This window comes from Parasphingopyxis sp. (genome assembly GCF_028279465.1).
Taxonomy (GTDB): domain Bacteria; phylum Pseudomonadota; class Alphaproteobacteria; order Sphingomonadales; family Sphingomonadaceae; genus Parasphingopyxis.
The window spans coordinates 85,461-109,729 of the sequence record NZ_JANQNS010000014.1; the positions used below are offsets into that span (position 1 = coordinate 85,461).

General features: G+C 61.7%; 25 protein-coding genes. 15 read left to right on the top strand and 10 right to left on the bottom strand.

Annotation, left to right across the window (positions count from 1 at the left end):
• Positions 1–44 precede the first annotated feature (44 nt).
• The 5 genes from Q0974_RS08500 (at position 45) to Q0974_RS08520 (ending at position 4,240) form a co-directional block, all read left to right on the top strand.
• Positions 45–1,439: a M17 family metallopeptidase gene (locus tag Q0974_RS08500; RefSeq protein ID WP_299326473.1), complete on the top strand. Its 1,395-nt coding sequence runs from the start codon at positions 45–47 to the stop codon at positions 1,437–1,439.
• 132 nt (positions 1,440–1,571) lie between these two features.
• The gene (locus Q0974_RS08505; RefSeq protein ID WP_366943587.1) at positions 1,572–1,943 is read left to right on the top strand and encodes a MarR family transcriptional regulator; all 372 of its coding nucleotides are present in this window, start codon (positions 1,572–1,574) and stop codon (positions 1,941–1,943) included.
• A 1-nt stretch (position 1,944) separates the two neighbouring features.
• Positions 1,945–2,784 (top strand): NlpC/P60 family protein, encoded by an 840-nt coding sequence (locus Q0974_RS08510; protein WP_299326479.1) that lies wholly within the window; start codon positions 1,945–1,947, stop codon positions 2,782–2,784.
• Positions 2,784–3,725: an N-acetyl-gamma-glutamyl-phosphate reductase gene (gene argC, locus Q0974_RS08515; protein WP_299326482.1), complete on the top strand. Its 942-nt coding sequence runs from the start codon at positions 2,784–2,786 to the stop codon at positions 3,723–3,725. Before Q0974_RS08510 ends, argC begins: the two co-directional genes overlap by 1 nt.
• 74 nt (positions 3,726–3,799) lie before the next feature.
• Positions 3,800–4,240 (top strand): hypothetical protein, encoded by a 441-nt coding sequence (locus Q0974_RS08520; protein WP_299326485.1) that lies wholly within the window; start codon positions 3,800–3,802, stop codon positions 4,238–4,240.
• Here the strand turns inward: Q0974_RS08520 and mltG are convergent.
• The 6 genes from mltG to fabD form a co-directional block, all read right to left on the bottom strand.
• Positions 4,237–5,208 (bottom strand): endolytic transglycosylase MltG, encoded by a 972-nt coding sequence (mltG, locus tag Q0974_RS08525; protein ID WP_299326488.1) that lies wholly within the window; start codon positions 5,206–5,208, stop codon positions 4,237–4,239. The genes Q0974_RS08520 and mltG overlap by 4 nt on opposite strands.
• A 26-nt stretch (positions 5,209–5,234) precedes the next feature.
• On the bottom strand, positions 5,235–6,491 hold the full coding sequence (fabF, locus tag Q0974_RS08530) for a beta-ketoacyl-ACP synthase II (RefSeq protein ID WP_299326490.1): 1,257 nt from the start codon (positions 6,489–6,491) through the stop codon (positions 5,235–5,237).
• Positions 6,492–6,615: 124 nt separating this feature from the next.
• Positions 6,616–6,852 (bottom strand): acyl carrier protein, encoded by a 237-nt coding sequence (locus Q0974_RS08535; RefSeq protein ID WP_299326493.1) that lies wholly within the window; start codon positions 6,850–6,852, stop codon positions 6,616–6,618.
• A gap of 165 nt (positions 6,853–7,017) precedes the next feature.
• Positions 7,018–7,557 (bottom strand): hypothetical protein, encoded by a 540-nt coding sequence (locus tag Q0974_RS08540; protein ID WP_299326496.1) that lies wholly within the window; start codon positions 7,555–7,557, stop codon positions 7,018–7,020.
• A gap of 2 nt (positions 7,558–7,559) precedes the next feature.
• On the bottom strand, positions 7,560–8,297 hold the full coding sequence (gene fabG, locus Q0974_RS08545) for a 3-oxoacyl-ACP reductase FabG (RefSeq protein WP_299326499.1): 738 nt from the start codon (positions 8,295–8,297) through the stop codon (positions 7,560–7,562).
• A gap of 9 nt (positions 8,298–8,306) precedes the next feature.
• Positions 8,307–9,242: an ACP S-malonyltransferase gene (gene fabD, locus Q0974_RS08550; RefSeq protein WP_299326502.1), complete on the bottom strand. Its 936-nt coding sequence runs from the start codon at positions 9,240–9,242 to the stop codon at positions 8,307–8,309.
• 92 nt (positions 9,243–9,334) lie between these two features.
• Between fabD and Q0974_RS08555 the strand changes: the two genes are divergently transcribed.
• The 6 genes from Q0974_RS08555 (at position 9,335) to Q0974_RS08580 (ending at position 15,146) form a co-directional block, all read left to right on the top strand.
• Positions 9,335–10,735, top strand: a complete 1,401-nt coding sequence (locus tag Q0974_RS08555) for a phosphotransferase family protein (protein ID WP_299326504.1) — start codon at positions 9,335–9,337, stop codon at positions 10,733–10,735.
• Complete coding sequence (locus tag Q0974_RS08560; protein ID WP_299326506.1) at positions 10,732–11,994, top strand: acyl-CoA dehydrogenase family protein; 1,263 nt, start codon at positions 10,732–10,734, stop codon at positions 11,992–11,994. The genes Q0974_RS08555 and Q0974_RS08560 overlap by 4 nt, the downstream gene beginning before the upstream one ends.
• Before the next feature lie 66 nt (positions 11,995–12,060).
• Positions 12,061–12,903, top strand: coding sequence for a class I SAM-dependent methyltransferase (locus Q0974_RS08565; RefSeq protein WP_299326509.1), 843 nt, complete (start codon positions 12,061–12,063; stop codon positions 12,901–12,903).
• 86 nt (positions 12,904–12,989) lie between these two features.
• Positions 12,990–13,361, top strand: coding sequence for a VOC family protein (locus Q0974_RS08570; protein ID WP_299326512.1), 372 nt, complete (start codon positions 12,990–12,992; stop codon positions 13,359–13,361).
• Positions 13,362–13,377: 16 nt separating this feature from the next.
• Entirely contained in the window at positions 13,378–14,073 is a 696-nt protein-coding gene (locus tag Q0974_RS08575) for a YafY family protein (RefSeq protein WP_299326515.1), read from the top strand.
• 59 nt (positions 14,074–14,132) lie between these two features.
• Positions 14,133–15,146 (top strand): NAD(P)H-binding protein, encoded by a 1,014-nt coding sequence (locus Q0974_RS08580; protein ID WP_299326518.1) that lies wholly within the window; start codon positions 14,133–14,135, stop codon positions 15,144–15,146.
• On the opposite strand, the gene Q0974_RS08585 is transcribed toward Q0974_RS08580, so the two are convergent.
• Together Q0974_RS08585 and Q0974_RS08590 are read right to left on the bottom strand one after the other, a co-directional pair.
• On the bottom strand, positions 15,147–16,637 hold the full coding sequence (locus Q0974_RS08585) for a tryptophan 7-halogenase (RefSeq protein WP_299326521.1): 1,491 nt from the start codon (positions 16,635–16,637) through the stop codon (positions 15,147–15,149).
• Positions 16,637–18,184 carry a tryptophan halogenase family protein gene (locus Q0974_RS08590; RefSeq protein ID WP_299326524.1) on the bottom strand — a complete coding sequence of 516 codons (1,548 nt, stop codon included), beginning with the start codon at positions 18,182–18,184 and terminating at the stop codon, positions 16,637–16,639. The genes Q0974_RS08585 and Q0974_RS08590 overlap by 1 nt, the downstream gene beginning before the upstream one ends.
• Before the next feature lie 178 nt (positions 18,185–18,362).
• Between Q0974_RS08590 and Q0974_RS08595 the strand changes: the two genes are divergently transcribed.
• The 4 genes from Q0974_RS08595 to Q0974_RS08610 all read left to right on the top strand — a co-directional run bounded on the left by Q0974_RS08595 (position 18,363) and on the right by Q0974_RS08610 (position 22,527).
• Positions 18,363–19,016 carry a hypothetical protein gene (locus Q0974_RS08595; protein ID WP_299326527.1) on the top strand — a complete coding sequence of 218 codons (654 nt, stop codon included), beginning with the start codon at positions 18,363–18,365 and terminating at the stop codon, positions 19,014–19,016.
• Between the two features lie 105 nt (positions 19,017–19,121).
• Complete coding sequence (locus Q0974_RS08600; protein WP_299326530.1) at positions 19,122–20,342, top strand: glycine C-acetyltransferase; 1,221 nt, start codon at positions 19,122–19,124, stop codon at positions 20,340–20,342.
• On the top strand, positions 20,339–21,367 hold the full coding sequence (gene tdh / locus Q0974_RS08605; RefSeq protein ID WP_299326533.1) for an L-threonine 3-dehydrogenase: 1,029 nt from the start codon (positions 20,339–20,341) through the stop codon (positions 21,365–21,367). Before Q0974_RS08600 ends, tdh begins: the two co-directional genes overlap by 4 nt.
• Before the next feature lie 11 nt (positions 21,368–21,378).
• Positions 21,379–22,527 (top strand): cupin domain-containing protein, encoded by a 1,149-nt coding sequence (locus Q0974_RS08610; protein WP_299326535.1) that lies wholly within the window; start codon positions 21,379–21,381, stop codon positions 22,525–22,527.
• A gap of 6 nt (positions 22,528–22,533) precedes the next feature.
• On the opposite strand, the gene Q0974_RS08615 is transcribed toward Q0974_RS08610, so the two are convergent.
• Positions 22,534–23,709, bottom strand: a complete 1,176-nt coding sequence (locus Q0974_RS08615; protein WP_299326537.1) for an NAD(P)/FAD-dependent oxidoreductase — start codon at positions 23,707–23,709, stop codon at positions 22,534–22,536.
• Positions 23,702–24,250: a pseudouridine synthase gene (locus Q0974_RS08620; RefSeq protein WP_299326539.1), complete on the bottom strand. Its 549-nt coding sequence runs from the start codon at positions 24,248–24,250 to the stop codon at positions 23,702–23,704. The genes Q0974_RS08615 and Q0974_RS08620 overlap by 8 nt, the downstream gene beginning before the upstream one ends.
• Positions 24,251–24,269: the final 19 nt, after the last annotated feature.

Below are 24,269 nucleotides of genomic sequence, written 5' to 3' on the forward strand. Positions count from 1 at the left end.
GCCGGCCTTGGCCTTTGTCATCACTTCTGGCTAAGGCTCGGATTATGACCGATTATGACACCATGCTCCAGCCCGACAAGGGCCAAACCGCCCATACGCTTCATCCCGTCAGCACGGACAGTTTCGACGACTGGCTCAAAGACCTGCCGGATCGCGAACGTCAGTCGGTAAAGGCACAGGGGTTTTCCGGCAAAGAGGGCGAAATCGCGATCGTCGCCGGCGAAGATGCGGACAGCTGGTCTGTCGCGGTCGGCGTAGTCAATCCCGACAAACTCACGAGTTGGTGCCTCGCCAAGGCCGCCGAAGCGTTGCCGACATCGGAATACCGTCTGGCGGATGGCAATCGCGGCCAGGCCGCGTTCGGCTGGCTATGCGCGCAATATCGTTTCGACCGGTACAAAAAAGAACCGAATGGCGATGGCCCCAAAGTCCTGCTGACCGACAAGCCGGGCGCGATCGAGGAGATGATCGCACTGGCCGAAGCGACTGACATGGTGCGGACACTGGTCAACGTCCCGGCGGGCGATATGGGCCCCGCCGAACTGCAGCAGGCTGCCGAAGAGCTTGCGACGCGCCATGGCGCCGAGGTTTCGATCACGCACGGCACGGAGCTCGTAGAGGGCTATCCGATGGTCGAGGCCGTGGGCCGGGCGGCGACGACCGATCGCGCGCCGCGCCTGATCGAGCTGGAATGGGGCGAAGCGGATCATCCGCGTATCGCCATCGTCGGCAAGGGCGTGTGCTTCGATTCCGGAGGGCTCGACATCAAAAGCGCCACCGGCATGCGCTGGATGAAGAAGGATATGGGCGGCGCGGCGCACGCGCTGGCGCTCGCGGGGCTCGTCATGAGCCAAAAGCTGCCGGTGCGGCTCCATCTGCTGGTCCCGGCCGTCGAAAACGCGATTGCCGGCAATGCCTTTCGCCCCGGCGATATTCTCGCCAGCCGCAAGGGTTTGAGCGTTGAAATCGGCAACACGGACGCCGAAGGCCGGTTGATCCTTGGCGATGCTCTATGGCGGGCATGCGAAGACGATCCCGAGTTGATCGTCGATTTCGCCACGCTCACCGGCGCGGCGCGGGTCGCACTCGGGCCCGATCTCCCCGCCCTCTTCACCGATGACGAAGACCTTGCTGATGAGATTGCCGAGGCTGGCCTTGCGATCGACGATCCGGTCTGGCGGCTCCCGCTTTGGGACGGGTATGACGAATGGATGAAATCGCCGGTGGCCGATCTCAGCAATACGTCGTCAGTCCCCATGGCCGGCGCAACCACGGCGGCGCTGTTCCTGCGCAATTTCGTGAACAAGGATATCGCCTGGACGCATCTCGACACCTTTGCCTGGCGCAACCAGCCCAAACCGGGCCGGCCGAAGGGCGGGGAAGCGCTGGGTTTACGGGCGCATTGGGAAATGTTGAAAAATCGCTATTCCGCTTCCTGAATATCGTTACCATCTCCACAAGCTGATGATTCTGGATACAAATCTTCAGAATCTTGAAACCAAGCGCGCGCGGCATGCGTTGGCTTGTTGAGGATTGGGCTGAAGCCAGCCCGATAGCTAGGGAGTTTTGGGATGCCGAGCGACGCGCTTGGAGACTGGATGAACGCACTCATCGGATATGTGCAATCCGGCGAGCCCGATCTCAGCAACCGCCAGATGGCGCTGCTCCTGCTGATCTACGCCTCACCGGGCCCGCATACAGTGCGCGGACTGGCCGAAAAACTCCAGGTTTCCAAGCCGGTTGTTACACGTGCCTTGAATACTCTCTCCGCACTCGGCTATCTGCGGCGCGAACGCGATGAAAGCGATCGCCGCAACATCTTCATCGCGCAAACATCTAGTGGGGCGCGTTTTCTTGAACGGTTTGAAAAACTCATCGGCCAAAAGCGGCCATCCCAATTCGACGGCCGAAGTCCCGACATCCAAAGGACCCATACGGGCTAGCGTGCAGCTGGGCGAGACCGCGGACGGTCTCGATCCGCGCATCCACGCATTCCGGCACGAAATCGCCGATATTGCGCTCGCCGACAAAATCGCCCTCCCCCATTATGTCGAACCCGTTATGCGGACGATCGGGAGTGTGATCGCGGACCTGCGCGCCGAGCCGTCCGACGATTCCGAACTCGGATCACAGCTACTCTACGGCGAGGGCTTCGCTCTGCTCGACTTCGAGGATGGCTGGGCCTGGGGCTATGGGCTTCATGATCATTTCGTCGGCTTTGTTCGCCAGGAGACGCTCGCGCCGCACGCAACCGCCACGCATATCGTTTCCACGCCGAAAACAGCTTTGGTCAATGGTTCGGATTCGGCCGCACTCTACCTGGGCAGCCGGATCATCGGAGAACCGGACGGCGATCATTTGATGACCGAGCGCGGACAGGTCCCGATTAGCGATGTCAGCGCAATTGACCACATCGCCGAGGATCCAGTGGCCGTCGCCGAGCTATTCATCGGCGCTCCCTATCTGCTTGGCGGGCGCAGCATAGATGGCATGGACTGTTCCGGTCTCGTCCAGCTGGCTTTCGCTCTTGGCGGCCACGCATTTCAGCGGGATTCCGACCTGCAGCGCGCCACTGCTGGCATCGAACTCGATGCCGATACAGCGTTGCAGCGCGGCGATCTTATCTTCTTCCCCGAGCATGTCGGCGTCATGACTAACGCGGAGACGCTGCTTCATGCCAGCGGCCATCGCGGCGCGGTCTGCACCGAAGCGTTGGCCGATGTCGCCGCGCGGATATCGGAAGAGCATGACACGCCTATTCTCGCCCGTCGCCGGCCAAGCTGATGGTGCTTTCGGTGTTCATCGATGGCGGCCATGGCACGACTGGCCTCGAAATCCGCGAACGGCTGTCGGGCCGTTCCGAGATAAGCCTGATCACGCTTGATGATGCCAGCCGGAAGGATGATGACGCGCGCACAGAAGCGCTGCGCAGTGCGGACATTGCTATCCTGTGTCTCCCCGATGCGGCGGCGCGTGAGGCCGTGGCGATGGCTGGCGACAGCGACACCCGCTTGATCGACGCATCGACCGCGCATCGGGTGTCGCCCGACTGGGCATATGGTTTTCCCGAATGGGAACCCGGACACCGCGCCACGATTGCCGCGAGCCGCCATGCCGCCAATCCGGGCTGCTACGCCCAGACATTCGTGGCGCTCGTCCATCCACTGATTGCGTCGTCCATTCTGCCCGGTGACGCCAAGCTGACCGTCAATGCTACTTCAGGCTATTCGGGCGGTGGCCGGGCGATGATCGAAGAGTTTGAACAGGCCGAAGCGCCCACCGCGTTCCGCAACTATGCGCTGGCGCTGGCGCACAAGCATTTGCCGGAGATGCAGGAGCATAGCGGCCTTGCAAGCCGCCCGCTCTTTTCGCCATCGGTGGCTAATGTCTATCGGGGAATGCTCGTCGAAATCCCACTGCATATCAGCCAGTTACGCGAAAATACGACTGTCGAAGAAGTGCGTTCCGTCCTCCGGGAGCACTATGCCGACTGCGCGCTCATTACCGTGCACAACGTAGCAGACATGGCAGCGCTCGAAACGCTGACCATCGAACGCTGCGCCGATACCGACCGGATGGAGATTTTCGTTTTCGCGAGCCCCGATGGTGAACACATCCGGCTCTGTGCGACACTCGACAATCTCGGAAAAGGCGCGGCAGGTTCTGCCGTTCAGAATCTCAATCTGATGGCGGGGTTCAACGAATATGAAGGCCTGAAATTCTAGCCCGGACTTATCCACACTTTGTTAACAATCGATGTGAAATAGAGTATGTGAGTCGCTGAATAGGCGGGGTCGCAGTGAACAAGGTCTTGGCGAGGAAGCCGCCCGGTTCTTTCTGGGCGATATCCATTCTTTTACTGATCTGGAACGGCATGGGCGTGTTCGCCTATTTGGCGCAAGCCACCGCCGATAGCGATCAACTCGCCCAAAATTATCCGCCCGAAGAAATCGCTATCATCGCGTCCATGCCCGGATGGGTAACAGGCGCTTTCGCGATCGCGGTATTCGCCGGCCTCTCCGGCGTGATCGCCCTCCTCGCGAAGAAAAGCTGGGCGCGCCTGATGTTCGGAATCTCGCTGATCGCCGTTTTAGCCCAGCATTTCTGGACATTCTTTCTCAGCGGATTGCTCGATATCGTTGGCCTCGACCGGGCGATCATGCCGATCATCGTCGTGCTGATTTGTATCTTCCAGATCTGGTACGCCAATCAGAGCACGAAGCGCGGCTGGCTGCGCTAATCCATTTCGCCGCGCTGACGGCGCAGATCGTACCAGCGCTCCACATTTTCCCGATGCTCGGCATAGGTTTCGGCGAACGCATGCCCGCCCGTCCCGTCGGCCACGAAGAATAGCGCTTCGGTTTCCGCCGGGTTCAGTACCGCCTCGATTGCGTCCCGTCCGACATTGGCGATCGGCCCGCGTGGCAAACCCGCCATTGCGTAAGTGTTGTAATCGTTGCGATCGTTGATCTCTGAGCGCCGAATGCGGCGACCGAGCGCCCTGCCCCGCGTGATCGGATAGATGATCGTCGGGTCGGCCTGGAGCCGCATCCCGATCCGTAACCGGTTGGAATAAACACCGGCGATCAAAGGGCGCTCGGACGGTTCGGCCGTTTCCTTTTCGACGATGGAAGCGAGAATAATCGCCTCCTCGGGCGTTGAAACAGCCGTGTCTGAACTCCTCGCTGCCCATAGCGCCGATAGCTCTTCGTCTAGTGCCAGCTGCATTCGGGCCAGGACGTCAGCGCGGCTCTCGCCACGCTCATACGCATAGCTGTCCGCCAGCACCGAGCCTTCTTCCGGAACCGGTATCTCGCCAGTCAGCAACTCCGTCGCCATCAGCCGCTCATGCACCAGCACGGCCGGCATACCTTCCGGGATCGTCACGAAACGCTGAACTGCGGGCTCTTCCTGCAGGATACGTAAGGCCTCTGACTGGCTGACCTCAGCCGGCATCTCATATTCCCCGGCCCGGATCGGCGCATCGCTGCCCAGGATACGAGCAAAGAAGAGGAACCGGCTTTGCGAGCGGATCACGCCCTGATCTTCGAGCATCCCGGCCGCATCGGTGAGCGTCGCGCCGTCCGGAATGCTGACAGCGACGGGCTCCTCGAGCGGGCCGGCGCCACCCCAATCGCGCAGCGCGGCGACCAGCCCGATTGCCAGCAGGATCGCGACAATCAGACCCAGACAACCGAGCTTACGCATGGCCTTCTTCCTTTGAAACCTGGACCCTAGACTGCCTGCATCACGAGGCTGGCGTTGGTGCCGCCAAAGCCGAAACTGTTATTGAGCACCGCCTTAACCTCGCGTTGCCTGGCTTCATGCGGGACAAGGTCCATGCCTTCTGTGCCGTCTTCCGGATTATCGAGATTGAGCGTCGGTGGAACGACCTGGTCGCGCAATGCAAGAATGCAGAAGATGGATTCCACCGCACCAGCCCCACCCAGCAGATGGCCGATCGCCGATTTGGTCGAACTCATCGACAGGGAGTTGGCCGCATCGCCGAACAAGCGTTTGACGGCGTCCAACTCGATCAGATCGGCCATCGTCGACGTGCCATGGGCGTTGATATAATCGATATCACCGAGGCTGAGACCTGATTTGGCGACCGCCATCTCCATCGAGCGATAGGCGCCGACGCCGTCCGGATGCGGCGCGGTGACGTGGTAGGCATCGCCGGAGAGACCATAGCCGGTCACTTCGGCATAGATGGTCGCACCACGCGCCTTCGCCCGCTCATATTCCTCAAGCACAACGACACCCGCGCCCTCGCCCATCACGAAGCCGCTGCGATCCTTGTCGTAGGGACGGCTCGCCTTTTCCGGTTCGTCGTTGCGATTGGTGCAGAGCGCTTTGGCCTGCGCGAAGCCCGCTATGCCGATCGGGCAGACCGCGCCTTCCGCGCCGCCCGCCAGCATGACGTCCGCATCGTCCAGCGCGATCATCCGCGCCGCATCGCCGATCGAATGCGCGCCGGTCGAACAGGCGGTGACGACCGCGTGGTTGGGGCCCATCAGGCCATATTTGATGCTGACTTGGCCCGAGATCAGGTTGATCAGGCGGCCATGCACGAAGTGCGGGCTGACCCGCCCCGGTCCGCGCCGGTCGAGCACCAGCGATTCGCTCTCGATCCCCGGAAGGCCACCGATACCAGAACCGATCGAACAACCCGCGCGCAGCTTCTCTTCGTCGCTCATATCGGTAAGGCCGGCATCTTCCAGCGCCTGTCCAGCCGCATCGATGCCGTAAACAATGAACGGATCAACCTGCCGCTGCACCTTGTGATCGACCCGCAGCGCTGGATCGAAGCCATATTCATGATCCGGCGACTTCACTTCGCACGCGATCGTGCATTTCTGGTCCGAGGTATCGAATCGTTCGATCTGGCCCGCGCCCGATTTGGATGCGAGCAGGTTCTTCCAACTGGTATCCACATCGCCGCCCAACGGCGTTACGAGTCCCAGTCCGGTGACAACTACGCGGCGCATGTAACAGCTCCCTAACTTGCGGCCCGATTATACGTCAAAACGGCCCCCCGGGTTTCGAACCGGGGAGCCGTTCCAATCCTTTTTGGCTCGGCCGACCGGCCGGGCTCCCGTATCGCGAACGCGATCAGGCGGTTTGCTTGTCGATATAGGAGATCGCGTCCTTGACGGTCGTGATATCCTCGGCAGCATCGTCGGGGATTTCGACGCCGAATTCCTCTTCGAAGGCCATAACCAGCTCGACGATATCGAGGCTGTCCGCGCCCAGATCGTCGATAAAGGCCGCATCTTCGGTGACCTTGTCGGCTTCTACGCCCAGATGCTCGGTGACGATCTTTTTCACCCGATCGGCAGTATCGCTCATGGAATATCCTTTACTTTTATGATTCCCGGTTTTCCTAAAGGGCAGCGCTTTCTGGCGCAAGCCCGTTCATCTTGAGGCAAGCTGTAACATCGGAACTCCGGCGCCATTGCGCAAGAGCCACGAAATCCGGTCCGCCCATGGCTCGTCAAATTTCCGGACCTGCGCCTAGCTTTCCGCGAATTGCAGTGCCGCTACCTCGGTCATGGCCCGAAACATCATGAACTGGCCGATCGTCTCGTAGAATGGCTCCGGATCGGGATGCCCGCTAACTGCTTCTTCTATAAGCGGAAGATGTCGGTTCACCATCGCGTCGATCGCAGCGTCGGACATATCCCTCGAACGGATGGCAGCGAAAAATTCGGCATCGTTCAGCACCGCTTGTTCGATTTGCGACATATCGATATCGTTCGCCGCCAATATCCGTTCGGTTCCTGTCTGGCCGACCACGCTTAGCGTAAACATCGTTACCAACTCGCCTTGTTCGACCGACCAGCCATGGCGGGCGGCACAGTCCCCATAGGCGCGGGAAAGCGGTTCGGCGCGCGGATCGTCACGATCGCCCTGTTCGACGACATAATCGACAAGGCCGGCGACCTCGATATCGGTCATGCCTTCCAGCGGGCAATTGATGGTTGCAAGGTCGGCGGCCCGTAGTGGTGCCGAAGCCATGAGCAGCGTCGCTGCGATGACAAGTAGATGTTTCATGGTCACAGCATCGCCATTCCGCCGTTCACATGCAAGGTTTCGCCGGTGATATAGGCAGCTTCGTCCGATGCGAGGTAGACCACGGCCGCGGCGATATCGTCGCCCTCTCCCAGCTTTCCAGCTGGAATCCGCGTCATCAGCGCGTCTTTCTGCGCCTCGGGCAGCTCGTCCGTCATGGCCGAGCGGATGAAGCCCGGCGCAACGCAGTTGACCGTGATTCCGCGGCTGGCGACTTCCTGCGCCAGGGCTTTTGACATGCCTACCAGCCCCGCTTTCGACGCCGCATAATTGGCCTGGCCCGGATTGCCGGTGGCACCGACCACTGACGTAATCGATATGATCCGCCCGCCCTTGGCCCGCATCATCGGCCGCAGCGACGCGCGCGCCAGCCGGAAAGCGGCTTCGAGGTTCACGCGGATCACCTGATCCCATTCCTCGTCCTTCATGCGCATCGCGAGATTGTCCCGTGTCACCCCGGCGTTGTTGACGAGGATATCGAGTTGCCCCAGCGCCTCGACCGCGGACGGGATCAGCGCATCGACGGCTTCCGCGTCGGACAGATTGCACGGCAGAATGACGGTTTCGCCCTGGATTTCACCGGCAACGGCCTTGAGCGCGTCTTCCCGGGTGCCGGACAACGCAACCTTGGCCCCCTGGGCCGCCAGCCCTTTCGCTATCGCGGATCCGATACCGCCCGAAGCGCCGGTCACCAGCGCGGTTTTGCCTGAAAGATCGAACATGGTTGCTCCCTACAAGTCTTTCGCCAATGCCTCGATATCGTCCATCGAAACGACGCTCTTCTGATCTGCCTGAGGCGCGATACGCTTGACCATCGGCGCGACAACCTTGCCGCCAAATTCGATGAATTCGCTCACGCCCTCGTCCGCCATCGCCGCGATACTCTCGCGCCAGCGGACCATCGCGGTCACCTGCTCCACGAGCAGCCCACGGATCGCCTCATGTTCGCCAACCGCCGTCGCCGTCACATTGGCATAGAGCATCGCAGACAATGGATGGATTTCGACGTTGCTCAGCGCTTCCTCCATTGCATCGGCCGCCGGCTTCATGAGCGGGCAGTGGAACGGCGCGGATACGGCCAGCGGCATGGCGCGGCGCGCGCCCTTCTCCTTGCCCAGTTCGCACGCCCGGTCGACCGCCGCCGCATGGCCCGAAATCACGATCTGACCCGGCGCATTGTCGTTTGCGATCACACAAACCTCGCCCTGGGCAGCCTCTTCGACGATTTCGGACGCTGGATCGAAATCGAGGCCCAGAAACACGGCCATTGTCCCCTCGCCCACCGGCACCGCCGCCTGCATCGCCTGTCCGCGCCGTTTCAGCAACCGCGCCGTGGTCGCCAGATCGAAACCGCCGGCCGCGCACAGCGCCGTATATTCGCCGAGGCTGTGCCCCGCCACAAAATCGGCCTTATCGGCCAGCGTTACGCCGCCCTCTTTTTCGAGCACGCGCAGCGTGGCAATGGCGTTTGCCATGATAGCAGGCTGCGCGTTTTCGGTGAGCGTCAGTTCGTCTTCGGGCCCCTCACGCATCAGCCGCGAAAGACTCTGTTCGAGTGCCTCGTCGACCTCTTCGAAAGTTTCGCGCGCGACAGGGCTCGCTTCGGCGAGCGCCGCGCCCATGCCGACCGCCTGACTGCCCTGTCCCGGAAAGATGAATGCCCGCATGTCCGACCCCTGTTGTTGCGGTTTCCGACTAGGCAGCGCGGCATCGCGATGCAAGCGTTGAAGGGTGCTACGCTTGCCGCTAGCGTCAACTTATGTCCGACACCGATTTCCAGCCCGAGCTCGCCGCCTTTTGCCTGCGCGTGCTTGGCGAGGATGGGGAAATAGCGGGACTGCGGAGGCTGACCGGCGGCGCCAATATGGAAAGCTGGGGCTTCAATTATGGCGCGCACGCACTGGTCCTGCGGCGCGCGCCAGGTAGCGGCGAGCGCAGCGAGGAGCTGGCGCGGATATCGATGGAAAGCGAGGCGCGGCTGATCGCGCTGGCGTGCGAGCACGACATCACGGCCCCGCCGATGCTCGGCATTCTCGAACCCGATGATGGGCTCGGTCAAGGCTATCTGATGCAGCGGATCGGGGGTGAAACGCTGCCCCACAAGATTTTGGGCAATCCCGATTTCGCCGACGCGGAAACGGCGCTGACCGGCCAGTGCGCGCGCGAGCTCGCCAAAATCCATGCGATTCCGCTGGACACGCTACCTGACGACATACCGCGCGAAGATGCGGCTACTCTGCTCGACGGGCTCGGCCAGCGATACCGCGAATCCGGTGCGAAGATCCCGCTGTTCGACTACACGCTGCGCTGGCTTGCTGATCATCTACCCGAACCCGCGGAGCCGCGCCTGCTGCACGGCGATTTCCGCATGGGCAATCTGATGATCGACAGCCAAGGTATCGCCGCCATTCTCGACTGGGAGCTCGTCCATATCGGCGATCCGGCGCAGGATCTTGCCTATATCTGCACGCCAAGCTGGCGTTTCATCCGGCACGACCGGCCGGTCGGCGGATTCGGCGATATCGACGCGTTTCTCGATGCCTATGCCGAGGCCAGCGGCGCAGCGGTCGATCACCCGCGGTTCGATTTCTGGCTCATCTATTCGACGCTGTGGTGGGGCGTCTGCTGCCTCGGCATGACGCAAATCTGGCGCTCGGGCGCCGACCGGACACTCGAGCGTATCGTGATCGGGCGCCGGGTCAGCGAAGTCGAAGTCGATTTGCTACTGCTCTTCGATCCGTTACTGGGCGACAGCGCGGCGCGGCGCATCGACTGGCACGCACCGGATCGGCCGAAACATGACGGCGAAACGCATGCCGGCGAATTGCTCGAAGCGCTGATCGGCTGGGACAGCGAGGACGTTATTCCCGATGCCAAGGGCCGTGACCTCTTCCAGGCCCGCGTGGCGAAAAACGCAATGGGCATGCTGCAGCGGGAGGCTGAGCTCGACCCGATCTTCGCGGACCGCCAAGCCGCTCGGCTCGATGCGCTCGGGCTTTCGGACGACGAACTGCGCGGCGGACTCGCGGACGGCAGCCTCTCCCTCGTAGACCCCGCCTTGCTCGATCATCTGCGCCTGACCGCGCTCGAACGCCTGTCGATCGACCAGCCCAAATATCCTGGCCTTGCTGCCGCCCTCGAAAAATGGAGCCGCTCATGAGTTTCGAAATCCCGCAGGACATCGAGGACTATCTCGCCGAACTGGATGCGTTCATCGAGGCCGAGATCAAGCCGCTCGAGCAGCAAGACGACAATATCCGCTTTTTCGACCATCGCCGCGAACATGCGCGCACCGATTGGGAGAATGACGGCCTGCCGAACGAAGAGTGGGAGGGGCTCCTGCGCGAAATGCGCCGCCGCGCGGACGCCGCCGGGCATTTTCGTTTTGCGCTGCCGAAGGAATTTGGCGGCAAGGACGGCTCCAACCTCGCCATGGCGCGCATCCGCGAGCATCTCGCCGCGAAGGGGCTCGGTCTCCACAACGATTTGCAGAATGAAAGCTCGATCGTCGGCAATCTCGTCCAGCCGCTGATGGTCCGCGATTTCGGTACGGAGGAGCAGCGGCGCGATTTCATCCCGGCCATGCTCGAAGGCAAGATGATCTGGACGTTCGGGCTGACGGAAGAAGATCACGGGTCGGATGCGACCTGGATGGATACCCGGGCCGTCAAAGAGACGCGCGACGGCAAGCCGGGCTGGCTGATTAACGGTAATAAGATGTGGACCACGGGCAGCCATATCGCGACGCATTGCATGTGCTTCGCGCGCCATGCGGGTGAGGATGGCGATGCGCGCGGGATTGGCTGTTTCCTCGTCCCCTATGATGCGGAAGGCGTCGAAATCGGCGAATATCTGTGGACCTTCAACATGCCGACCGATCATCCGAAGGTGAAGTTCACCGATGTCTGGATCCCGGAAGGCGCGGTGCTCGGCGATCCCGATCTTGGCCTCGCCTGCGCCCAGCATTTCGTGCACGAAAACCGGATCCGGCAGGCCGCCAGCTCGCTGGGCGCGGCGCAATATTGCATCGACGAGGCGGTCCAATATGCACGCGAACGCAAGCCCTTCGGCAAACCACTATCCGCAAACCAGGCGATCCAGTTCCCGCTCGTCGAACTCCACACCGAGGCCGCTATGCTGCGTCAGCTGATCTACAGCGTCGCGGCAGCAATGGACACGATGCCCAAGCCGGAAGTCGCCAAGCGGCTCTCCGACAAGGTCAGCATGTGCAATTATCGCGCGAACCGGCTGGTCTGCGACGCCGCGGACCGGGCCATGCAGGTCCATGGCGGCATCGGTTATTCGCGTCACAAGCCGTTCGAACATATCTACCGCCACCACCGCCGCTACCGGATCACCGAGGGTGCGGAGGAAATCCAGATGCGCAAGATCGGCGGGCATCTGTTTGGCTATATCTAGGCGTTGCACTTCAGTCTGGGCCGGTACGCCGAACGATTGACTGCTGCGGGCGTGAGGAGAACGATCATGACGTTAATCAGCGATTTTATCGCCGGTAGGTCCCCGCCCGAGCTCTACGAAACCTATCTCGCGCCGGGCCTGTTCTCGCCTTTTGCCGATGATCTGTTGGCTAGACTGCCGCCCTCAGGGACATGCCTCGATATCGCGTGCGGTACAGGGGTAATATCGCGGAAGCTTGCACGAAATGGTGCGGTGAAACGCATATCCGCCATCGACATCGCGGAACCGATGATCGCGCACGCGACAGCGCTGGCCGCGAACGAAGACCTAGCTGATCGAATCGAATATTCTGTCGCCAGCGCCCTGGATTTGCCCTTCGCCAAAGATGAATTCGAAACCGCCTATTGCCAGCAAGGCGTCCAGTTCTTCCCCGATCGATTGCAGGCGCTGCGCGAAGCGCGCCGCGTGCTGAAACCGGGCGGTCGTTTCGCAGCGGCAGTCTGGACCGCCGCTTCGGATGGCAACCCGGTTTTCGGAACATTCGAAGAGGCTCTGGCCCGCCGGTTCGGGGAAGATCTTGTTCCGCTCGGGCCGTTCGCATTCGGGGACAAGGACGCGTTGCAGTCCCTCTTCGAGGAATCCGGCTTCACCCTGCAATCGCTCGAGCGGCGCGAGGCCAATGCCAGGCTCCCGGACATCCGATCCTTCATCCTTTTCGACCTGATCTTCATCGGAAGACCCGGCGCTGACGGTGCGCTTCAGCCGATCGTTGCGCCTGACGATCCCGCAGCTGACGAACCCATTCGGGAGATGATCGCGGAGATGGAAGAAGCGCTGAGCGACTACGTCCAGGACGACAACTCGCTGCTGGCGCCGATGACGACACATATCGCGATTGCAAAAGCCTGATACCAAGTACTGAACACTCCTGACACCAGGCTGTCAGGAGGGGTGTGGCAATAAAGGCGTGGTCCCATAGCAAAAGGAACACGCAGATGACCCAAGCCTCCAACCGTCTCGTCTGGACGGAAATCCCCGTCACCGATCTGGATCGCGCCATGGCATTCTATGAGAAAGTTCTCGGCGAACCGCTAAAGCGCGACGATACCGGCCCCAATCCCATGGCGATGCTGCCCTATTCCGGTGAACTCGGCGCGGCCTCCGGCCATCTCTATCCCGGCAAGCCTGCCCCGAAGGGCGAAGGCACGACAGTCCATCTGGCCGTGCCGTTCGAACTGGACGATGCCATGGCGCGGATCGGCGAGGCCGGTGGCGAAATCGTGTCGGATGTTATCACGATTCCCGCAGGGTCGTTCTTCTATGCCATCGATACCGAAGGCAATTCGCTCGGCATCTTCAAGATCTGACGTTACCATCCTACCCATGCGACGCGCCGACCGCCTGTTTCAGATCGTGCAATATCTGCGCGGTGGTCGGCTCGTCACCGCCGCGATGCTTGCCGAACGGCTCGAAGTGTCCGAGCGCACCATCTATCGCGATATCGCCGATCTCCAGTCGACCGGCGTCCCGATCGATGGCGAAGCCGGCGTCGGCTATGTCATGCGGAGCGGTTTCGATCTCCCACCCCTGATGTTCACCCATGACGAAATTGTCGCGCTCGTCGCCGGCGCGCGCGTCGTGCGCTCCTGGGGCGGTATCGCGATGGCGCGCGCTGCGGAGGAAGCGCTCGTGAAGATAGAGGCGATTCTCCCCGAAGCGGAACGCGACCGTGTGGCGAATGCCAAGATATTCGCGCCCTATATGGGAATCAGCAACGCCGTGCGCGCCTTGATCGACCGTTGCGAGGCGGCGGTGGAGGCACGGAAGGTGTTGACCTTCGACTATCGCGACGAAGGCGGAGCGGCGACCAGCCGCGACATCCAGCCGCTTGGCCTCTGGTTCTGGGGCAAGGTCTGGACCGTGATGGCCTGGTGCGAGTTACGGGAGGATTTCCGCATGTTCCGGCTCGACCGGATGGCGAACGTCCGGGCCGCCGGTCGCACTTATCGCCCCTCACCTGAACGCTCACTCGCAGAGTGTCTGCGCCAGATCGAAGCGAAATATGGGCCGCAGCGCTGATCAGCGAGCGTCGGTTCCCATCAGTCGTATCGGATGCAGGCTTCCGCTAAACATAGGCAATGAACGATTCACCGGCATCGGCAACGCTTCGACAGTCCACAGAACCACGCCGTATCTTCATGCTCGGCGCAACCGGGACCATCGGGCGCGCCACAGTCCGCAAGCTCCTGGAACGTGGCCACCATGTTACCTGTTTCGCGCGGACGCGCGGCGCGGACGCGGCCAATCTCTCCATCCCCGACGAAGCGGAGTTGCGATTCGGCGATGTTACCGATCCCCAATCCATTGCGCGGGACGGCTTTCGCGGCGAACGGTTCGATGTGTTGCTGTCCTGCATGGCGTCACGCACGGGCGTGCCGGACGACGCCTGGGCGATCGATCATGCTGCACATCTCAAAGCGCTGGCCGCAGCCAAAAATGCTGGCGTTTCGCATATGATCTTGCTGTCGGCGATTTGCGTGCAGAAACCGTTGCTCGCCTTTCAGCATGCCAAGCTTGCCTTCGAACAAGCGCTGATCGAGTCCGGCCTTACCTATTCCATCGTCCGTCCGACGGCGTTTTTCAAATCATTGTCGGGGCAAGTGGAGCGCGTGAGGGCCGGAAAACCGTACCTGCTATTTGGCGATGGCGAACTGACCGCCTGCAAGCCGATCAGCGATGGCGATCTCGCGGCCTATCTCGCCGACTGTATCGATGATCCCGCTAAGCATAACCGCATATTGCCGATCGGCGGGCCGAGCGCCGCGATTACCCCAAGACAACAGGGCGAACATCTCTTCGCCTTGCTCGGGCAGGAACCGCACTTCCGGCATGTGCCGGTACGGATGCTCGATGCCATTGCGGGAACGCTGGGCTTTGTCGGCAAGATCGTGCCCGCAGCCGCGCGCAAGGCCGAACTTGCCCGCATAGGCCACTATTACGCGACAGAATCGATGCTTGTGCTGAACACGGATACCGGCCGCTACGACGCCGACGCTACACCCTCCACCGGCACCGAAACACTGTTCGACTATTATACAAAGCTGGTCGCTGGCGAGGTTTCGGCCGAGCGCGGCGACCATGCGGTTTTCTGATTAGCTGCCCGGCGAGTCTATCGTCGCAAGATACTCCGCGCGATCAGGCATGGCCGCGATCGTCTGCGTAAAACGATCGGTCATTTGTTTCAGGGCGGGCGCGATGCGGCGCATATCCATGGCATCGACCTGAGAATCGTAGCGGCACGGAACGACACCGAAGCCGATCATCAGATCGATCCAGGTCTGGCGATCGAACTGTTCGCTATCGAAAGTCACGAAGCGGCCGCGGCTGCGAAACTGTTCGAGCCGGATTGCGAGACTCTGGGGTAAGCTCGCACCCCGAACGCTGGCCCATGGCATTTCGTCCCGCGCATTGAGGAGGAACGGGATGGCCAAAAAGTCCCGCAACTGTCGCGCGACATTGAGCTGTTTGGCGTTGAATTCCGCCGCTTCGACGGTCATCCGCCCGACAGCAGGCAGATGGCGGACCAGCAGCAGGGCCTGTTCATGCAACAGCCGCATATCAGGCGAAAGATAGGGACCGAAGCGAGCCGACGCCGGACCGAGCCTGACAAGATTGCCGGTCCATGGCGTACGGGCGAAATGGGCGGAAAAAGGCACGGAATCGTTGTCCGAACCAACACGGGTGCGCGCATGGTCTTCCACCATGTCGCGCGCCGAAAACAGCAATTCGGAGAAGTGGCGACCGCGTACCGGCGTTTCGACCAATAGCCCGCCGGCAATCGCACGCGCACTCGCATGGCCGCCATCTTCGCGCGCGCTGCGGCTTCCGGAAATATATAGATCGAATGCCAGAATATCGGCAAGCGATTGTCGGCCCGGATCGAGACTGACCGGCGCAAGCTCTGACAGGCACCCGGAAACATCGACAAAGAGATTCGCATCGATCTGCCGACCATCCGTCAGCGTCACGCTATCAATCCTGCTGCGGTCGGAATCGAGGCTGACACTCGCAACGGTGCCGCGATCGATCGTTGCGGCGGAGTCGGTAAATCTCTCGCGCAGCATCGCGCCATAAGCGGCGCTTTCGAACTGGACGGTCGGCCCGAGCATCGCGAGAGGCGATTGCGGATCGCCTGCCGCTTCGGAAAACTTGCAGGCCGCGGCTGCGCGCGCGGCAAAACGGAACGGTTGGAGCAGGTAGTCGAGCCGTTCGGGCTCCTCATACATAGAGGCGGCGCGCAGCATAACATGGTGAAGCGCCACTCCGTTGATCGCGGGCAACGTACCCGAAGGCGCGGAAAAGAAGTGGCTGCCATCGCCCCGCCAATCGTGAAGATCCACGCCCAGGCCGAAAACGCCGTTACAATGTTCGGCAAGGTCGTGCGCGGTGACATCAATCGCATCGTGCAAAGGGCTTTCCCAAGGCAGCGTCAGCGCAACCGGCTCAGCCGGATCGCCATCGTCCTCGATCACGGCGAGGCGCATGCCTTCGGGCAGGTTCTTCGCGAGCAACGTCGCGGCGGGCCAGAGACAATGGTTGTGGCCGAAGATCGCGATGCGCGAAACCGGTGTCGTGTCCGCCATCAGCTGCCGCCTGTTTGTGCGCCGCCATATGCGGCACCATAGCTTGCGATGAAATCCAGATGGCCGGTCGTCCGGTCGACATGCGCGGCAATATCCGCCTCGATGCGGCCAAGCGCCGCAGCGCGCGCGCCATCATCCAGCCGCTCGACACGCGGATCGCAGTGTTCAGGAATGATATTCTGCCCGATAAACACAGACAGCCAGCTCGGCGGCTGAAACAGGCCGCTTTCATATTCGGGCACGATCCCGCGCAGGCGGAAGGCCTCGATCTTGTGCGCAAGACTGTCGGGCCATTCCATCTCGCGCATATCCTGCCACAGCGGCGTATCGCGCTCTGTGGCGACATAATGCAGCATCAGGAAATCCCGGATACGCGTAAACTCCAGGTCCATCAGCCGGTTATACTCGTCCGCATCGCTGGCCGCGCAATCGCGTTGCGGCCAGAGTTCGAGCAAATTTGTGATGCCGCTTTGGATCAGATCGATGCTCGTTGATTCCAACGGCTCGAGAAATCCGCCGGAGAGGCCGATTGCAATGCAGTTCCGATTCCACAGCTTCCGCCGTTTACCCGTTTTGAAGAAAAGCTGTTTGGGATCGGCAAGCGGCTCGCCTTCCAGATTCGTCATCAGCTGATCGACCGCGTCCTGGTCGCTGATGTACCGATCGCAATAGACATGGCCGTTACCCACGCGGTGCTGGAGCGGAATGCGCCACTGCCAGCCACCGCTGCGCGCCGTTGCACGCGTATACGGGCCGACAGCATCTTCAGTTGTACAGGGAACGGCATAGGCGCGATTGCAGGGGAGATAGGCGCTCCAGTCTTTGTAACCGGTTTCCAGCTCCTGCTCGATCAGCAGGCCGCGAAATCCCGAACAGTCGATGAAAAGATCGCCGGCTATCTCCGCGTCGGATTCAAGCGTGACAGTCTCGATAAAGCCGCTCTCGCCGTTCGATTGGACGCTGACGACCTTCCCTTCCACGCGCTCGGCGCCGCGTTTCTGCGCATAGTCGGCCAGAAAGGCGCCATAGAGGCTCGCATCGAACTGGAAAGCATAAGAGAAAGCCGAAAGCGGAGACACCGGATCGTCCTCCGGCAGCGCGAACCGATCGTTCCAGGCCGCCACGATCGGGTAGCAATATCGCCCGAAAGCCGCAGCATCTCCCGCCTTGTGCTGCTTTACCCAATAATGGTGAAAATCCGCTGGGCCGATACGCTCGCCATGCGCGCCGAACGGATGAATGTAACGGTCGCCCGGACTGCCCCAGTCGCGAAACTCGATACCCAGCTTTATCGTTGCGGCAGTCCGACGCATCATCTCGGCCTCGTCGATGCCGAGTGCGCTGTTGAAATAGCGCATTTGCGGCAAGGTCGCCTCGCCAACACCGACGGTCCCGATTTCAGCCGACTCTACCAGCGTGATCGTCACGCCTGTCGGGCCGAGCCGATGCGCGAGCGCCGCCGCGGTCATCCAGCCCGCCGTGCCGCCGCCGATAATCACTACACGGCGCACCATCCGATCGTTCGCGCTATCCAACGCAACTCTCATGGGCAAAACACAACCGGATACGGGAGCGATGCAGCGTGAAAGACAATTTCTGATGCATGAACGCCGGAAAGCTAGTCGCTAATATGGCAAGAGCACAATCCCATTTCCCTCTGGCCGTAACCTTTTGCTAGTGCAGACCGAAGCTCGGCCATCACATCTCTCCAGCAGGGGCAATTTCATGGACTCAACAACTCGTCGCGCCGCCACCTTCGTTGCGGTCGCCCTCATCCTCAGTGTCGTTACGCAAATCATCTATATGCTCGCGCTCGGCGGGCCTTCGGCATCCGATCCCAGCGTGGGCGTCACCAATGCCGATCGCGCGGCCTATTTCACGGATCGCTGGGCCGAAATCGCAATGGTCTGGACCATTGAGCTGGCGCTTTTCACTGGCCTCGCCGCCGCCGCGTTCGTCGCCCTTGCGCGGGGTAATACGCTGCCAACCACTTGGGCGGCGCTCGCGCTGGCAGGCATTTTCAACGTCGTTCAGCTTGGCATTGGACTAACGATGTTCGCGCCCGCCGCGACCGCCGGCGAGGCCCTTTCCCCGCTGCTCACTACCGTTCTGGCTGGCGCCTTTTTCTTCTATTTCCTCGCCAAGGTTCTGATCGGGCTAGCGGGAATCGGTTTCGGATTCGCGCTGGTCGCGCAGGGCAACACGGCGATAAAGGCGGTCGGGCTGTTGAGCATAGTGGTCGGTCTTGGCGCGGCGGTAATCAATATTCTCGCCATTCCACAGGGCCTGGCGATGGTGTTCATGGCCGGCGCAGCCGGCACCGTGGCCGCTGTAACGACGGGCATTGCGATCTGGCTGCACGCACGGGCAAAGGGCTGAGCGTGCCACTGCGTGACTTCCGCTGAATCTGGATCACCGGCTCGCCTGACGACATAAAGCGCTGTAAAGGGAGCGCGAGACGTTTGGCGAAAGGGAAAAGAATAAATGTCTGCCGGATTTTACGCGCGGGTCGACGACACGTTGCAGGATATCGCGGATCAAGGGCTGACCAAGCCCGAACGGATATTGGCGTCGCATCAGAGCGCCGAGATTATGGTGCAACAGGACGGCGAGACCCGTTCCGTCGTCAATTTCTGCGCGAATAATTATCTTGGCCTCGCTGATCATCCCGCGCTGAAGGAGGCTGCCGCGCAGGCGATGGACAGCCGCGGTTTCGGCATGGCATCCGTGCGCTTCATTTGCGGGACGCAGGACCTGCACCGCGAACTCGAACAGCGGATCGCCGGCTTTTTCGGCTATGATGATGCCGTCACTTTCGCCGCCTGTTTCGACGCCAACGCCGCCGTGTTCGAGCCCCTGCTTGGCCCGGACGACGCGATTATTTCCGACAGCCTCAACCATGCCTCGATCATCGACGGCGTCCGGCTGTGCAAGGCGGCGCGTTATCGCTTCGCCAATAACGATATGGACGATCTGAAAGCCAAGCTCGATGAAGCCCGGTCGAACGGCGCGCGCACGATCCTGATCGTTACGGACGGCGTGTTCTCGATGGACGGCACGATCGCGAACCTGCCCGCGATCTGTGATCTCGCCGAGGAGCACGACGCGCTGACGATGATCGACGATTGCCATGCGAGCGGCTTTCTCGGGACGAACGGTCGTGGCTCTGCCGAATATCGCGGCGTCGAAGGCCGGATCGATATCCTGACGGGCACGCTCGGCAAGGCGCTGGGCGGCGGCATGGGCGGCTTTATCTGCGCGCGGCAGAATGTCATCGACTTGCTCAAGCAGCGTGCGCGGCCCTATCTTTTCTCCAACGCGATCGCCCCGCCCCTCGTCGCGGCTTCGATCAAGGTGTTCGATCTCGTCGAACAGGGTGACGATCTGCGCGCAAAGCTGATCCGCAATTCGCAGCACTTCCGGGCCGGCATGGAAGCGGCCGGTTTCACCCTACTGCCCGGTGAGCATCCGATCATCCCGGTCATGCTCGGCGATGCGAAACTCGCACAGGATATAGCCGCGCGGCTACTCGAAGAAGGCATCTATGTGATCGGCTTTTCCTTCCCCGTCGTGCCCAAGGGCGAGGCGCGCATCCGCACGCAGATGTCTGCCGCGCACACGGACGAACAAATCGACCGCGCGATCGCTGCCTTCACCAAGGTGGGCGAGGAACTCGGCCTTGTGCCGGAAGGAGCAGCCGCATGAAGTCCCTCGTCAAAGCGAAGAACGAGCCGGGCCTTTGGATGGAAGACAGCCCCATGCCGACGGCCGGGCCCAACGACGTTCTGATCCGCGTGAAGAAAACCGCGATCTGCGGCACCGACATGCACATTTATAACTGGGACGAATGGGCGCAGCGCACGATCCCCGTTCCGATGATCGTCGGCCATGAGTTTATGGGTGAGATTGTCGAGATGGGATCGGAGGTGCGCGGCTTCGCCATTGGCGACCGTGTGTCGGCGGAGGGCCATATCACCTGCGGCCATTGCCGGAACTGCCGGGCCGGCAACCGGCATCTGTGCCGCAACACCGAAGGCATCGGCGTCAACCGGACGGGCGCGTTCGCCGAATATATCTCGGTTCCGGCCTTCAACGCCTACAAGCTGCCCGACCAAGTGTCCGACGATATCGCCGCACTGTTCGATCCGTACGGCAATGCCGTGCATACGGCGCTGGCGCAGGACATGGTCGGTGAAGATGTGCTGATCACAGGTGCCGGCCCAATCGGGGCGATGGCGGCTGCGGTTTCGAAGCATGTCGGGGCGCAGAATGTCGTAGTCACCGACGTCAACGACTACCGGCTCGATCTCGCGAGTACGCTCGGGGCGACGCGGACGGTCAACGTGGCGAACGAAGACCTGCGCAATGTGATGGCCGAGCTAGGCATGACCGAAGGCTTCGATGTCGGCCTCGAAATGTCGGGCGCCCCGTCCGGCTTCGAACAGATGCTCGATGTCATGAACCATGGCGGCAGGATCGCGCTGCTCGGCCTGTTGCCCGAAGGCACGGGCATCAACTGGGATCATGTGATCTTCAAAGGTCTGGAAATCCGCGGCATTTACGGCCGCCGGATGTTCGAAACCTGGTACAAGATGAGCGCGATGATCAAGAGCGGTCTCAATATCGATCCGATCATCACGCATCGGATGGGTGCCGACGATTTCCAGACCGGCTTCGAGACGATCAATACGGGCAAGTCCGGCAAGGTCATTCTGGACTGGGCGGCCTGACCCGGCGGCTCATGCAGCTTCGCGATTTCGACAGCGATAGCTTTCTGCGCGATCATTGGCAGAAGGCCCCGGCGCTGATCCGCAATCCCTGGGCGGCTTGGGAGAATCCACTCGCTCCCGAGGAACTGGCGGGGCTGGCCTGTGAAGAGGAAATCGAATCGCGACTTGTCGTGCAGACGAACGGTGGTTGGGCGGTCGAGCACAGCCCTCTGCCCGAAACACGGTTCGAGGCATTGGGCGAAAACCCTTGGACCCTGCTTGTCCAGGCCGTCGATCATCATATGCCGGCCGTCGCGGCGCTGATCGAACCATTCCGCTTCGTGCCCAATTGGCGGATCGACGATGTGATGGTCAGCTATGCGAGCGACGGCGGCGGGGTCGGGCCGCATTTCGACCAATATGATGTTTTCCTGGTCCAAGGGCTGGGAAAGCGCCGCTGGCGGATCGGCCAGCGTTGCGACGAGACGACCGCGCTGCGCCCCCATGATGAGCTCCGCCTGCTCGCCGATTTCGAAGCGACAGACGAATGGGTGCTGGAACCGGGCGATATCCTATACGTGCCGCCCGGCATCGCGCATGACGGCGTGGCGGTCGGCGACGATTGCATGACCTATTCCGTCGGTTTCCGCGCACCATCCCGCAGCGAGCTGATCGCGCATTGGGTCGATCACCGGCTTACGGACCTGTCGGACGACGATCGCTATGCCGACCCGGATCTCACCGCTCCGGACAATCCGGGCGAGATTTCCACCGCCGCAATCGACCGGCTTCACGCCATGGTCACCGAAACGCTGGCCGACCGCGACGATTTCGCCCGCTGGTTCGGCGAATATAGTTCGGCGCCCAAATATCCGGAAATCGACTGGCGGCCGGAGGAGCCGATCAATGCCGAGATCGTCCACGCGAGGATAGGCGAAGGCGTGCCGCTACGTCGCAACCCGGCCAGCCGTTTCTCCTTCATCCGGCAAAACGCAGATACGCTGTTGCTGTTCGTCGATGGCGAATGCTTCACGTGCAGCGGTCAAATCATCGAATTCGCCGCGCGGATTTGCGCAAACGAGACGATGGCGTTGGAAAACGAGGTCGGCCTGTCGAACGATTTCATCGCGCTCATTGTCGATCTCGTTAACAGTGGGAGCGTTGCTTTCGGCGACGAATAGGACGTGTCACAGTGCCTGCGCGGCCGCCCAGCCGCTGGCCCAGGCCCATTGGAAATTATAGCCGCCGAGCCAGCCGGTGACGTCGACGGCTTCGCCGATCGCATACAGGCCGGGCGCGCGCTTTGATTCCATCGTTTTCGACGACAGCTCCGCCGTGCTGATCCCGCCGATCGTGACCTCAGCCTTGGCGAAACCTTCCGTGCCGTTCGGGCGGAAACGCCAGTCGGCCAAACGTGCTTCAGCCGCCGACAGGGCTTTGTCCGGTAGGTTGCCAAGATCGCCGTCCGCGCCCAGCCGCTCCGCCAGCGTCGTCGCCAGCCGGTCGGGAAGCGCATCGCGCAATAGCGTGCGCACCGTGCCGGACGGATGGTTTCGCTTCGCCTCGGTCAGCCAGCCTTGCTCCTGCTCCGGCAGGAAATCGATACCGATCTCCTCGCCATGCCGCCAATAAGACGAAATTTGCAGGATCGCCGGGCCGGAAAGCCCGCGATGGGTGAACAGCGCCGCCTCGCGAAAGGTGGTCTTGCCGCATCGCGCCTCGACATCGGCGGCAACGCCAGAGAGCTCGCGGAACAAGACATCCTCGCCGCCCAGCGTGAGCGGTACGAGCGCAGGGCGCGGCTCGACGACTTTCAGCCCGAACTGGCGCGCGAGATCATAGGCGAAACCGGTCGCGCCCATTTTCGGGATGGACGGTCCACCCGTAGCAATCACCAGCGCAGCCGCTTCCGCCATCCGCCGATCCGCAGTCACCCGGAAGCGGCCATCGGCGCGCACAACATCGGTGATGTCCGCGCCAAGCACCATTTCCACCCCGCCCTTCGCGCCCTCGTCGCGCAGCATCGCGACGATCTGCTTCGCCGAGCCATCGCAGAATAGCTGACCTAGCGTCTTTTCGTGCCAGGCGATGCCGTGGCGTTCGACAAGATCGATGAAATCCTGCGCCGTATACCGGCTAAGCGCGGATTTCGCGAAATGCGGATTGGCCGAGAGATAGCGATCCGGTGCGGTATGGATATTCGTGAAATTGCAACGGCCGCCGCCCGATATCAGGATCTTTTTGCCTGGCGCCTCAGCGCGTTCGATCAGCAGCACACGCCGCCCCCGCTGGCCGGCCAACGCCGCGCAAAACATGCCTGCCGCGCCCGCACCCAGCACGATAACGTCATAGGAATCAGCCATCAGCGTCGCGCCATTCGCCGAGCGGGATACCGTCCACCGTCCACTCGCCGATCCGCCAGCGCACGAGCCGCAGCGTCGGGTAGCCGATCGCCGCCGTCATCCGCCGCACCTGCCGGTTGCGGCCTTCGCGGATCGTGAGCCTGAGCCAGCTATCGGGAACGGTCTTGCGCACACGGATCGGCGGATCGCGGGGCCAGAGATCGGGCGCGGCGACACGTTCCACTTCGGCCGGACGTGTCATGCCGTCCTTCAGCCGGACGCCTTTTCGCAACCGTACAAGGCTCGCTTCGTCCGGTTCGCCCTCGACCTGCGCAAGATAAGTCTTCGCCATCTTGTGCTTCGGATCGGCGATCCGGGCCTGCAGCTTTCCGTCGTCGGTCAGCAGCAACAGCCCTTCGCTGTCCCGGTCCAGCCGCCCGGCCGGGTAGACGCGCGGCACGTCGATATAGTCCGACAGCGTCCGGCGCGCGGTTTGTGTCCCCCGGTCGGTGAACTGGGAGAGCACGCCATAGGGTTTGTTGAACAGGATCAGCCGCGCCATGGCCGCCCGACCGATTTCA